The organism is Microlunatus flavus, from assembly GCF_900110855.1.
Classification (GTDB): domain Bacteria; phylum Actinomycetota; class Actinomycetes; order Propionibacteriales; family Propionibacteriaceae; genus Microlunatus; species Microlunatus flavus.
Genome location: NZ_FOFA01000004.1, coordinates 321,190 through 333,177, shown reverse-complemented (window position 1 = coordinate 333,177; position 11,988 = coordinate 321,190). Strand labels below are relative to the sequence as shown.

Annotated in this window: 12 protein-coding genes; 9 read left to right on the top strand and 3 right to left on the bottom strand. The window is 74.8% G+C overall.

The annotated features are described in order from the left end of the window. Positions 1 to 29 precede the first annotated feature (29 nt). The 5 genes from BMY04_RS12265 (at position 30) to BMY04_RS12250 (ending at position 5,106) form a co-directional block, all read left to right on the top strand. Complete coding sequence (locus BMY04_RS12265; protein ID WP_091180484.1) at positions 30 to 1,094, top strand: C40 family peptidase; 1,065 nt, start codon at positions 30 to 32, stop codon at positions 1,092 to 1,094. A gap of 88 nt (positions 1,095 to 1,182) precedes the next feature. Beyond that, the gene (locus BMY04_RS23345; RefSeq protein WP_232506332.1) at positions 1,183 to 2,412 is read left to right on the top strand and encodes a basic secretory family protein; all 1,230 of its coding nucleotides are present in this window, start codon (positions 1,183 to 1,185) and stop codon (positions 2,410 to 2,412) included. A gap of 2 nt (positions 2,413 to 2,414) precedes the next feature. Beyond that, positions 2,415 to 3,545, top strand: a complete 1,131-nt coding sequence (locus tag BMY04_RS12260; protein WP_232506331.1) for a glycosyltransferase family 4 protein — start codon at positions 2,415 to 2,417, stop codon at positions 3,543 to 3,545. A gap of 5 nt (positions 3,546 to 3,550) precedes the next feature. Continuing rightward, positions 3,551 to 3,976, top strand: a complete 426-nt coding sequence (locus tag BMY04_RS12255; RefSeq protein ID WP_091180479.1) for an SRPBCC family protein — start codon at positions 3,551 to 3,553, stop codon at positions 3,974 to 3,976. 92 nt (positions 3,977 to 4,068) lie between these two features. Further along, entirely contained in the window at positions 4,069 to 5,106 is a 1,038-nt protein-coding gene (locus BMY04_RS12250; protein WP_232506351.1) for an ROK family glucokinase, read from the top strand. Between the two features lie 249 nt (positions 5,107 to 5,355). Here BMY04_RS12250 and BMY04_RS12245 read toward each other — a convergent pair whose 3' ends face one another. Both BMY04_RS12245 and BMY04_RS12240 read right to left on the bottom strand, forming a co-directional pair. Continuing rightward, positions 5,356 to 5,862, bottom strand: a complete 507-nt coding sequence (locus tag BMY04_RS12245; protein ID WP_091180475.1) for a hypothetical protein — start codon at positions 5,860 to 5,862, stop codon at positions 5,356 to 5,358. A 27-nt stretch (positions 5,863 to 5,889) separates the two neighbouring features. Next, complete coding sequence (locus tag BMY04_RS12240; protein ID WP_232506330.1) at positions 5,890 to 6,699, bottom strand: alpha/beta hydrolase; 810 nt, start codon at positions 6,697 to 6,699, stop codon at positions 5,890 to 5,892. A 91-nt stretch (positions 6,700 to 6,790) separates the two neighbouring features. Between BMY04_RS12240 and BMY04_RS12235 the strand changes: the two genes are divergently transcribed. Then, a complete protein-coding gene (locus BMY04_RS12235) occupies positions 6,791 to 7,525 on the top strand; it encodes a lysophospholipid acyltransferase family protein (RefSeq protein ID WP_091180473.1) in 735 nt (244 codons plus the stop codon). 131 nt (positions 7,526 to 7,656) lie between these two features. Further along, positions 7,657 to 8,367 carry a lysophospholipid acyltransferase family protein gene (locus tag BMY04_RS12230; RefSeq protein ID WP_198410120.1) on the top strand — a complete coding sequence of 237 codons (711 nt, stop codon included), beginning with the start codon at positions 7,657 to 7,659 and terminating at the stop codon, positions 8,365 to 8,367. A 144-nt stretch (positions 8,368 to 8,511) separates the two neighbouring features. Here BMY04_RS12230 and BMY04_RS12225 read toward each other — a convergent pair whose 3' ends face one another. Then, a complete protein-coding gene (locus BMY04_RS12225) occupies positions 8,512 to 9,189 on the bottom strand; it encodes an alpha/beta fold hydrolase (RefSeq protein WP_091180465.1) in 678 nt (225 codons plus the stop codon). A 185-nt stretch (positions 9,190 to 9,374) separates the two neighbouring features. Here BMY04_RS12225 and BMY04_RS12220 point away from each other — a divergent pair, with 185 nt between their 5' ends. Beyond that, entirely contained in the window at positions 9,375 to 10,790 is a 1,416-nt protein-coding gene (locus BMY04_RS12220; protein WP_232506328.1) for a class II 3-deoxy-7-phosphoheptulonate synthase, read from the top strand. A gap of 148 nt (positions 10,791 to 10,938) precedes the next feature. Further along, positions 10,939 to 11,979: a threonine aldolase family protein gene (locus tag BMY04_RS12215; RefSeq protein WP_091180462.1), complete on the top strand. Its 1,041-nt coding sequence runs from the start codon at positions 10,939 to 10,941 to the stop codon at positions 11,977 to 11,979. The last annotated feature ends 9 nt before the right edge of the window (positions 11,980 to 11,988 follow it).

The window sequence follows — 11,988 nt, the reverse complement described above, 5'->3', positions numbered from 1 at the left end:
GGCGCACACAACGTAAGGGGTCAGTCAGCGTGTTCTCACGCCTCCGCGAGACCAGAGGCGTCGCCCGTGCGGCGGCGCTCGGCCTCACGAGCCTGGCGCTCGGCAGCACGCTGTTCATCGGCGCGTCGACCACCGCCTCCGCCGACCCCGCCGTGACCGTCGCCGAGGCGAAGGCGCAGATCGAGCAGCTGCAGGTCGACGCCGAGGCGCTGGACCAGGACTACCTCGCGATCCAGCAGCAGGTGAGCGCCTCCAAGGCCGACATCGCCCAGAAGCAGTCGGACGCCCAGCTGCAGGCCCAGAAGGTCGACGCCCTGCGCAAGCAGGTCGGCCAGGCCGCGCTGGCGCAGTTCCAGGACCGCAACGTCGACACCGCGGCCCAGCTCTTCCTCAACTCCGACACCGAGGGCTTCCTGTCCCAGGTGTCGACGATCGAGAAGGTCGGCGCCAACCAGAACACGGTGCTGCAGGACTACCAGCAGCAGCGCGCCAGCCTCGCCGACCTGCAGAAGTCCCGCCAGACCGAGCTCGCCGCCCTCGAGAAGAAGGAGTCCGACCTCGCCTCCCTCAAGGAGCGGTCGGACAAGAAGCTCGCGGACGCCAAGGGCGTGCTCGACAAGCTGAACGCCGAGCAGCAGAAGGCGCTGGCCGACCAGGCCAACAAGGAGAGCCAGGACGCGCAGACCGTCGCGGAGAGCGCGCTCGGCACCACGCCCGACCCGGCCGCCGACAGCGCCACCGGCAGCAGCAAGGGCCTCACCGCCCTCGCCTGGGCCAAGAAGCAGCTCGGCAAGCCGTACGTCTTCGGCGCCACCGGCCCGAACTCCTTCGACTGCTCGGGCCTCACGCTCGGCGCCTGGAAGGCCGCAGGCGTCAGCCTCAACCGCACCTCGCAGGCGCAGTTCCGCAACGGGCGCGCGGTCTCCAAGTCCGACCTGCAGCCCGGCGACCTCGTCTTCTTCTACGGCGGCCTGAGCCACGTCGCGCTCTACGTCGGCGACGGCACGATCATCCACGCGCCGCACCCCGGCGCGAGCGTGCGCTACGCCAAGCTGTCGACGATGCCGTTCGCGGGCGCACGCCGCCCCGCCTGAGCCTCCCGCTCACCTGAGCCCCGCCCGCGCCCGGTCGCTGGTCGGGCTCCTCCTCCTGCCGCTCGCGGCCTGCTCGGGACCCGTTCCCGTGCCGGCCGGACCGGCGGCGCCGTCGATCACGATCTCCTCGGCCGCGCCGTCCGCCGCTGACCCGACCCCGTCGACCGGAGAGCCCGTCCCCGCGACGGTGGCCCAGCCGCAGCAGCACGCGGTCGACCAGCTCCTCGCCGCCGGCGCGGCCGGTGACCGGGCCGCCTGGGACGCCCGCGTCGCGCCGGCCGACGCCGCGGCGGCCGACCACGCCCGCGTCCTCTTCGACAACCTGCGCACCCTGCGCCTGGCCCGCCTCCACGCACGGCTCACCGGCGCCCGGCTCCAGCTGCCCGCCGCCCGGCAGGCCGCGCTCGGGAGCGGGGCCGGCGTCGTGCAGGCGCAGCTGACCTGGCGCCTGCCGGGGGAGAGCGCCGACGCCTCCGCGACCGTCTGGCTGACCCTCGTGCCGGGCGCTGACGGCCCCCGGCTCGCCGGGACCGGCGACGGTCCCGACCTCGACTCGTCCCCGCAGCCGCTGTGGTGGCTCGGGCCGACCGTGCGGGTCGACCGCGGTCCGGTGACCGTGCTCGTCGGCGCCGGTCAGGACGCCGACCGCTGGGCCGGCCTCGCCGCCCGCGCCGCGGCCGCCGTCCGCGCCGACCTGCCCGCTCCGCTCGCACGGCGCTGGGACGGCCGTGCCGTGGTGGAGGTGCCCGCGAGCACCGCCGACTTCGCGCGCGTGCTGGGGGCCGACCCCGCGGCGTACGCGCGTACGGCCGCGGTCACCCGCCCCGAGGGTCCGACGACCGAGGCCGCGGTGCGCGTCGTCGTGAACCCGTCGACGGCGGACGACCCGGCCGACGAGCTCGGCACCCTGCTCACCCACGAGACGGTGCACGTCGCGACCCGCTCGGGCCGCTCGCCCGCGCCGCTGTGGGTCGTCGAGGGCCTGGCCGAGCACGTGGCCCTCCAGGCCCACCCGGACCAGCGCGCCGCCGAGGTGGCCGCGCTGCGCGCCGCGCCCGGTGGACCCGCGCTGCCCCCCGACGCCGCCTTCGCCGCCGGCGCGCACGACGTCACGGCGGCGTACGCCCGGGCATGGCTCGCCTGCCGCGCGGTCGCCGACCACCGCGGGGAGGCGGCCCTCGGTCGCTTCTACGCCGCGCTCGACGCCGGCTCCTCGCTCGACCGTGCCGCCCGCTCCACGCTGGGAGTGCGCGGAGGGACGGTGGCGCGCTGGGCCGACGACGCCGTGCGCCGCGCCCTGCGCGACGGGCAGGGCTGAGCGTGCCCACCACGCTCGTGGTGACGAACGACTTCCCGCCGCGCATCGGCGGCATCGAGTCGTTCGTGGCCGAGGTCTGCCGCCTGCTCGACGACGACGTCGTGGTGCTCGCGTCCGGGCCGCCCGGTGCCTCGGCGAGCGACGCCGGGCGCCCCTACCGGGTGGTCCGCCACCGCGGCCTGCTGCTGCCCACGCCCGACGTGGCCCGGCGTGCGGCGGACCTGCTGCGCGCGTCCGGCGCCTCCCGCGTCGTGGTCGGCGCCGCCATGCCGCTCGGGCTCCTCGCCCCGGGCCTGCGCCGCGCCGGTGCGGAGGTCGTCGTCGCGCTGACCCACGGCCACGAGGTCTGGTGGGCCACGCTGCCCGGCGCCCGTGCCGCCCTGCGCCGGGTCGGCGACGCGTGCGACCACCTGACGACGATCTCGGGCTACACGGCCCGCCGGATCGCGCCTGCGCTCTCGCCCGCGGCCCGTGCCCGTCTGCTCCGGCTGCCCCCACCCGTCGCCGCGACCTTCCGGCCGCCGGCTCGGCCCAACGACCGCCCGGACCGCCCGCCCACCGTCGTCGCCGTCGGCCGCTTCGTGGCGCAGAAGGGCTTCGACGTCCTGCTGCGGGCCTGGCCCGCGGTGGTGGACGGCCTCCCGCCCGCACGCCGGCCCCGGCTCGTGCTCGTGGGTGCGGGCCCCGACGAACGACGGCTGCGCGGGCTCGCGGACGCACCGGGCGTCGCCGGGACCGTCACCTTCGCCGGCGCGCTCCCGGCCGCGGAGGTCTCCGAGCGCCTGCGGGCCGCCGACGTGTTCGCGCTCCCGGTCCGGACACGGCTGGCCGGTCTGAACCCCGAGGGCCTCGGGCTCGCGGCGCTCGAGGCGGCGGCCTGCGGCCTGCCGGTGCTGGTCGGTCGCTCCGGCGGCGCACCGGAGACCGTGCTCGACGGGCTGAGCGGGCACGTCCTCGACAGCCGCGACGTCGGCGCCTGGAGCGCCGCGCTCCTGGCCCTGCTCGGCGACCCGGTGCGGGCGCGAGCCATGGGGGAGCACGGCACGCGCCTGGTCGAGGAACGGTTCGGCCAGGCCCAGGCCCGGCGGACGCTCCGCGACGCGCTGCGCCTCGGGTCCGATCCCGTACCCTGAAGCCCGTGCCAGGCCAGACGAGCTCCAGCGTCGACATCGACGCCGGGCCCGAGCAGGTGATGGCGGTCATCGCCGACCTCGAGGCGTACCCCGCGTGGGTCGACTCGATGCGGAGCGCGACCGTGCTCACGCGTACCGACGGACGTCCCGACCAGGTCGAGATGGTCCTCGCGCACCCGCTCTTCTCCGACACCTACGTCCTCGCTTACGACTGGCAGCCCGACAGCGTGTCCTGGCACCTGGTGCGCGGCAAGCTCCTCACGGCGATGAACGGCTCCTACGCGCTGACGCCGCGGGGTGCGGGCACCACGGTCACCTACACCCTCGCGGTCGACACCTCCCTGCCGATGATCGGCATGCTGCGCCGCAAGGCGGAGAAGACGATCGTCGACGGCGCCCTGCGCGGCCTCAAGCGTCGGGTCGAAGCCTGAGCACCGTCCGGCCGGCGCCGGCCCGCCCACCGCGGCCGGCTCGCGCGGCCCGTCCCCGTCCCGTCGTCGAACGGCTCAGCGTCGGGGTCGACATCGGCGGCACCAAGGTCGCCGCCGGCGTCGTCGACGAGTCCGGGCGTGTGCTCGAACGTTCCCAGGTCCCGACGCCGTCGCACGACCCCAAGGCCGTCGAGGACGCGATCGTCGACGCCGTGAACCGGCTGCGCGCGCGCCACCCGGTCGAGGCGGTCGGCATCGGCGCCGCCGGCTGGGTCGACAACACGCAGTCGATCGTGCGGTTCAGCCCGCACCTCGCCTGGCGCGACGAGCCCCTGCGCGCCGCCCTGGCCGGCCGCATCGACCTGCCGCTCATCGTCGACAACGACGCGAACGCGGCCGCCTGGGCCGAGTACCGCTTCGGCGCCGGCGCCGGCACGTCCGTGATGGTCTGCCTCACCCTCGGCACCGGCATCGGCGGCGGGCTCGTCATCAACGGCGAGCTGTTCCGCGGGACGTACGGCATGGCCGGCGAGTGGGGCCACATGGTCAAGGTGCCCGGCGGGCACCAGTGCGAGTGCGGCAACCGCGGCTGCTGGGAGCAGTACGCCTCGGGCAACGCCCTCGTCCGCGAGGCCCGCGCCCGGCTCCGTGCCGGCGGCCCGCAGGCGGACGCCCTCGCCGCGGCGCTCGGCGTGGGCCCCGACGCGCTCACCGGCCCGCACGTCACCGCCGCCGCGATGGCCGGCGACCCGCAGGCGGTCGAGCTGCTCGCCGACGTCGGCACCTGGATGGGCCTCGGCATCGCCGACGTCGTGGCCGGTCTCGACCCCGAGGTCGTCGTCATCGGCGGCGGGGTCAGCGCGGCCGGCGAGCTCCTCCTCGGCCCCGCGCGGCAGGCGTTCGAGTCGACCCTCACGGGCCGCGGCTTCCGGGCGTACGCGCGGCTCGAGCTGGCCGGGTTCCGCAACGACGCCGGCCTCGTCGGCGCCGCCGACCTCGCCCGGCTCGCCCTGCGCGAGCCGCCGGACTCGGCGCTCTTCGGCTTCTGGCCCCGCCGGCGCAAGCGCCGCAAGCGCGGCGTCGGCCAGCTCGGCGAGACCCGCGCCCGCCGCCGCGAGCTCAGCGCCTGATCCCGCAGCGCGTACCCACGCTCCGGCGGCGCAGGTTTCACGTGAACGTGAAACTCCGGTGCTTCACCCAGCAGATCTGCTGCGGGAAGCGCGAGGTTCCCGGGTGCACCGGCGGAGTTTCACGTGAACGTGAAAACCTGAGGTTCGCGGGGTGAGCCGAAGCAGCCACCGTGCGGGGAGCGCGTGGCGGGCCGACCTCTTCGAGGCCCTTCGACAGGCTCAGGGAGCGTTCCCGCTCGGAACCTCAGCTCAGAGGACCGCGCCGTCCCCGGCGTCGGGCGGGCGGTGGCGGGGGAGCTGGGTGAGCAGCACGACGCAGCCGACGATGAACGACGTCACGGCGAGCCAGCCCAGCCAGGCCGGCAGGTGCAGGCCGAAGCCGGCCGCGAGCACGAGCACCGCGGCGAACAGCACGCCGGTCCAGCCGACGAGGGCCGGCGCGCCCGGACGTGACAGCGGGGGCAGCGGGTCGGGGACGTAGCGCTCGTCCGCGGGCGGCGTGGTCGGGACGTCGGGCGCGGCGCGCCACACCAGCGGGGTCGGTACGACCGGGGTGGCGTCGGCGAACGGCAGGACGAGGGGCGGCGTCGGGGGGACCGGGGACGGCGGGGGATCGCTGCGCTCGGAGCGCGACTCCTCGGCCGTGGTGAGCTCGGCGGCGTGCGGCTCGGGGCGTTCGGCGGTCAGGTGGTAGCCGGCGACCAGCTCGGCGAAGGCGCGGTCGACCGCCTCACGGTCGTCGTCCGGCTCCGCCATCTCCCCGACCCCTCCGGAGGTTCGTGCTCACGTCCACCCAGGTGCTCGAGCGGCGACGCGGGCGAAGAGCTCGACGCTGCCGTCGAAGATCGTCTCCGCGTCGAAGTCGAGCGTGGCTACATGGTAGCTGCGGTGGAGGACCTCGAAGCTCCGGTCGACTGAGGCCGTGCGCGCCCGGATCAGCTCCACCGACGACGCGTCCGCGACGTGGTCCTGCGTCGAGCGGTAGACGAGCAGCGGCGCGGTGACGAGGGGCAGGTCGTGGCGCACCGCGGCCCACAGCCGGCTCTGCGAGTAGAGCGCGTGCAGGGGGTTGCGGTCGTAGCCGCCCTCGGGAGCGTCGGGCTTGGCGATGTCGCCCGCGATGCCCGGCAGCGACGGCGTCAGCAGCCGGATCCAGCGCAGGAACCGGATCCGCGGGTCGGTGATGTTGATGACCGGGTTGACCAGCGCCAGGCCCGTGACGCGGTCCGGGTGCTGCTGCGCGAGCCGCAGCGCGAGGGCGCCGCCCATCGACAGGCCCGCCACCCCCGCCGGGCGACCCGTCGCGTCGGTCAGCGTGAGGAGCGCGCGCTCCACGCAGGCGTACCAGTCCTGCCAGCCGGTGACGTTGAGCTCGCGCCAGCTCGTGCCGTGCCCGGGGAGGCGGGGCAGCACGACGCGGAACCCGCGCGCCGCCAGGTGCTCGCCCCAGGGCCGCATCGCGTACGGCGACCCCGTGAAGCCGTGCAGCACCAGGACGGGCGCGCCGTCGTCCGGGCCACCCGCGTACGGCTGCGCCTGCGGGTCGACCACGGCGGCCCTCGGGGCGCGGGCAAGACGTTCGGCGAGGTCCACGCGGGCATGCTTGCACCAGTCCGAGCCCGTGCGCTCTAGGGTTCAGGGACCGTGCCGGAACCCGGTGGTGGCGCGGCGACGAGGAGGTCGGATGAACTACTTCAGGCTGTTCAAGCGCGGCCTGTTCAAGCCGCTCATCCGCGTCCTGCTGCGCCCGCGGGTCATCGGCGGGGAGCGGGTGCCCACCACCGGCGGCGCGCTCGTGGCCGGCAACCACCTGTCGGGCTGGGACACGCTCGTCGTGCCCGCGATGCTCCCGCGGCAGATGACCTTCCCCGCCAAGGCGGAGCTGTTCGTGGCGCGGGGGCCGGTCTCCTGGGTCGTCGCGCGGTTCGTGACCGCCGTGGGGATCCTCCCCATGGACCGGGCCGGTGGGCGGGCCAGCGCCTCGAGCATGGACGTGGTGCTCGACGCCCTGCGGGAGGGCAAGGTCGTCGGGATCTTCCCTGAGGGCACCCGCTCGCCCGACGGCCGGCTCTACCGCGGCCGTACCGGGGTCGCGCGGCTCGCCCTGAGCGCGGGCGTACCCGTGATCCCGGTGGGCCTGCGGAACACGCAGCCCGGGTGGCGGCGCACGGTCGTCACGTTCGGCGAGCCCCTGGACTTCTCCGCGTACGCCGGCGCCGGCAACGACCGCGACGTCCTGCGTCACGTCACCGACTCGGTGATGGCGGCGATCCAGGACCTCAGTGGCCAGCGCTACGTCGACGCGTACGCCACGGGGGTGAAGACCGCGCTGCGGGAGGGCCGCAGCCTCGACGTCGTCGAGCTCGACCGACCGGGGCAGGGCCGCGTCGCCCCGCCCGTGCCGGGCAGCAGGGCATGAGGGCCGGGCGGCGTGACGGTTCCGCTGCGGACCCCGCCGCCGGCGCGACCGACGTCGTCTCGGTCGAGGCCACCGGCACGCTGCGCGTTGCGAGCGCCGACGGCCGCCGGCCCGGGCGCGGCATCTACTGGATGCTGCGCCACGTGGTCCTGGGCCCCGTCGTCAGCCAGCTGTTCCAGCCCATCGAGGAGGGCGCCGACCACGTCCCGGCCGAGGGCGGCGCGATCCTGGCCAGCAACCACCTCTCGTACGCCGACTGGCTCTTCACGCCGCTCGCGCTGAACCGGCGGGTCACGTTCGTGGCCAAGTCCGACTACTTCACCGGCGTCGGGGTGAAGGGCTGGGCGCAGAAGCGCTTCTTCGCGGGCACCGGGCAGGTGCCCGTCGACCGCAGCGGGGGCAAGGCGAGCGAGGGCGCGCTCCGCGCCGGGCTGCAGGTGCTGCAGCGCGGCGAGCTGTTCGGCATCTACCCGGAGGGGACGCGCAGCCACGACGGCCGCCTCTACAAGGGGCGCACCGGGGTGGCCCGCCTGGCCCTCCTGGCGAAGGTCCCGGTGATCCCGACGGCGGTGATCGGGACCGACGTGATCGCCCCGCCCGGCAAGATCATCAAGCGCGTGGTGAGCCCGACCGTACGGTTCGGGGAGCCGCTCGACTTCTCCCGCTACGAGGGGATGGAGAGCGACCGCTTCGTGCTGCGCTCCATCACCGACGAGATCATGTACGCGATCATGGAGCTCTCCGGGCAGGAGTACGTCGACCTGTACGCGCCCGTGGCCAAGGAGCTCGCCGCCAAGGAGCGCAAGGCCGCCGAGCTGGACGAGGTCAGCCCCCAAGCGTGACGCTGCCCGCCTGCTGAAGGCGTACGCGCAGGACGCTCCCTGAGCCTGTCGAAGGGCCTCGATGAGGTCGGCGTCCTTCGTCCCCCGGAGCAGCAGCCGCCGACCCGTCCCGGGCCCTTCGACGAGCTCAGGGGGCGTTCCGGTTCAGGCGAGCCGCAGCAGCACGTCGGCGACCGCGTCCGGCTGACTCAGCGCGGCGAGGTGCCCGCCGGGGAGGACGACCGGGTCGAGCCCGAGCCGCTCCCGCGCGACGCGCTGCTGGAAGGCGAGCGGAAAGAGCCGGTCCCCGCTCGTGCTGACCACCGTGGTGGGGACGTCGGGCCAGGCCGGGAACGGCGGCGGCGCCTCGAACAGCGAGTCCGCCGGGCTGCCGTCGCCCTCCAGAAACCTCCGCGCCGCCGGCGGCACGTCGTGGAGGAACACCGCCTCCGGGTCGAAGGGCGCGTCCGGGTCCCGCCCGGCCGTCCGCTCGGCCGCCCGCCGCGCCTCCGGCTGACCGGTCGTGTCCCACCAGTCGCCGGCGCTCTCGCCGGGCGCCGGGACCATCGCGTTCAGCAGGACCAGGTGCGCGGGGGCGAGCCGCTCGGCGGCGAGGACGGCGGCGTACGCGCCCATGGACTGGGCGACGAGCACGAGGGGGTCGGCGTCGCGGGCGAGCGCGACCACGGCGTCGGCCTGGTCGCCGAAGGTCGCGCCGGGATGGTTCGGGAGGTCAGGGGCGAGCACGCGGTGGCCGGCGGCCTCGAGCCGCGGCCGCACGAGGCCCCAGGAGGCGCCGGTGCCGCCGGCGCCGTGGAGGAGGACGAACGTCAGCACCGCCATCGGGTGAGTCTCGCAGCGTCTTGCTGAGATCGGGTCGCTCGATCCGCATCGGAGGTGTTGTCCCCGCTCAGCGACGACGACCCCGGCTCATCGAGTGACCCGTTTTCAGCAGATGGTCGTCAGCACGATGGCCCGCCGCCTGGAAAGCGGGAGGTCGTCCCGACGGCCTCCCGTACCCTTGACCGGTGTCCGAGACGGTCCAGGCCCGACTGAGCGAGGCGGGTGTGCCCTCCCTGCAGGAGCTGCACGCCCTCGACGCGAAGCAGCAGCCGACCTATCGCGACCCCGCGCAGCTCGCCGACGTCGTCGACCGGCTGCGGGTGCTGCCGCCGCTGGTGTTCGCGGCGGAGTGCGACGCGCTGCGAGCCAAGATGGCCAGCGTCGCCGCGGGGGAGGCGTTCTTCCTGCAGGGCGGCGACTGCGCCGAGACCTTCGCCGGCGTCACCGCGCAGAACATCCAGGGCAAGCTCCGCACCCTGCTCTCCATGGCTGTCGTGCTGACGTACGCCGCCCAGGTGCCGATCGTCAAGGTCGGGCGGATGGCCGGGCAGTACGCCAAGCCGCGCAGCTCCGACAACGAGACCCGCGGCGGCGTGACGCTGCCGGCGTACCGCGGCGACGCGGTCAACGGCTTCGACTTCACCGAGGCCGCGCGCATCCCCGACCCCGAGCGGCTGGTCGGCGTCTACAACGCCTCCGCCGCCACCCTGAACCTCACCCGTGCCTTCGTCACGGGCGGGTTCGCGCACCTGCGCAGCGTCCACAGCTGGAACGCCGACTTCGTCGCCAGCTCCGGCGCCGGGGTGCAGTACCAGCAGCTGGCCGACGAGATCGACCGCGCGCTGGCCTTCATGGTGGCCTGCGGGATCGACGACGACACGTTCCGCGTCGTCGACTTCTACTCCAGCCACGAGGCGCTGCTGCTCGAGTACGAGCACGCGCTCACCCGCGTCGACTCGCGCACGGGCAACCCGTACGGCACCTCGGGCCACTTCCTCTGGATCGGCGAGCGCACCCGCCAGCTCGAGGGTCCGCACGTCGAGCTCATGCGCCACGTGCACAACCCGATCGGCATCAAGCTCGGCCCGACGACGACCGCGGACACCGCGCTGGAGCTCGCCGACCGGCTCGACCCCGACCACGTCGACGGGCGCATCACCTTCATCACCCGGATGGGCGCGGGCAAGATCCGCGACGTCCTGCCCGAGCTGGTGGCCAAGGTGACCGCGAGCGGGCGCCAGGTGGCGTGGGTCTGCGACCCGATGCACGGCAACACGTTCGAGGCGCGCAACGGCTTCAAGACCCGGGCCTTCTCCGACGTCATGGACGAGCTGAACGGCTTCTTCGACGTCCACGAGGAGCTCGGCACCTGGCCGGGCGGGGTGCACGTCGAGCTGACCGGCGACGACGTCACCGAGTGCGTCGGCGGCAGCGACGAGATCGTCGAGGCCGACCTCGTGAACCGCTACGAGACCCTCTGCGACCCCCGCCTCAACCGCAACCAGAGCCTCGAGCTCGCGTTCCTCGTCGCCGAGCGCCTGACCTCGGGCCGCATCAAGCGGCAGAACCCGGTCCAGGCGTACGCGCCGGTTTCTCTGTAGCCAGGCCTCGGCCGGTTGCTCCCACCGGGAAGTGGTCGCTCCGGGCGTGCGCTGACGGCATGTCGCATGGTGGGAGCGACCACTTTCCGCAAGCGCCGGAAGTGGTCACCGCAGAGGGACGACGGTGGGCAGTGCATAGGGTCGTGACGTGATCGACCTGCGCTCCGACACCGTCACCCGGCCTACGCCCGCGATGCGCGAGGCGATGGCGAACGCACCCGTCGGCGACGACGTCTACGACGAGGACCCCTCGATCCACGCGCTCGAGGAGCGCGCGGCGGAGCTGCTGGGCCACGAGGCCGGGCTCTACTGCCCGACGGGCTCGATGACGAACGTCCTCGGCGTCTGGCTCCACGTCACGCCGGGCACGGAGGTCCTCTGCGACGTCCAGGCGCACATCGCCCGCGCGGAGATGGGGGCGCACGGGGCGCTGACCGGCGTCACGATGCGGACCTGGCCCTCGGTCTCGGGACGGCTCGACGCGGCCGAGGTCGCCAAGATCGTCTCCCCGGACGCCGGCCCGTACCTCGTCTCGACGGCCTGCGTCGCGGTGGAGAACACCCACAACTTCGGCGGCGGCACCGTCCAGCCCTTCGACCAGCTCGAGGCGGTCGCGCAGCTCTGCCGCGACCTCGACCTGGCCTTCCACCTCGATGGCGCCCGCCTCGCGAACGCCTCGGTCGCGACGGGCGTCTCGCTCGAGACCTACGGCCGGCTCTTCGACACGGTCAGCCTCTGCCTCTCCAAGGGCCTCGGCGCCCCGGTCGGCTCGGTCCTCGTCGGGACCCGCGAGCAGATGGACCGGGCCCGGATCCAGCGCAAGCGGCTCGGCGGCGGCTGGCGGCAGGCCGGCGTGATCGCCGCGGCGGGGCTGTACGCGCTCGAGCACCACGTCGAGCGGCTGGCCGAGGACCACGCAGCCGCCCGCGCGCTCGCTGAGGCCGTCGCCGCCCGGGCGCCGCAGGCGATCGACCCGGACGCGGTCGAGACGAACATCGTCGCCCTCGACACCGGCTCCACGCCTGCGTCGGACGTCGTCGCTGCCGCGGCCGAGCAGGGCGTCCGGGTCGGGACGGTCGGCAACCGGACGGTGCGCGCCGTCACGCACCTCGACGCCACCCTTGAGCAGGCCCGCGAGGCGGGCGAGGTGCTCGGCGACGTGCTGGCCCGGGTGGCCCAGGCCGCCTGAGCGGCGCCT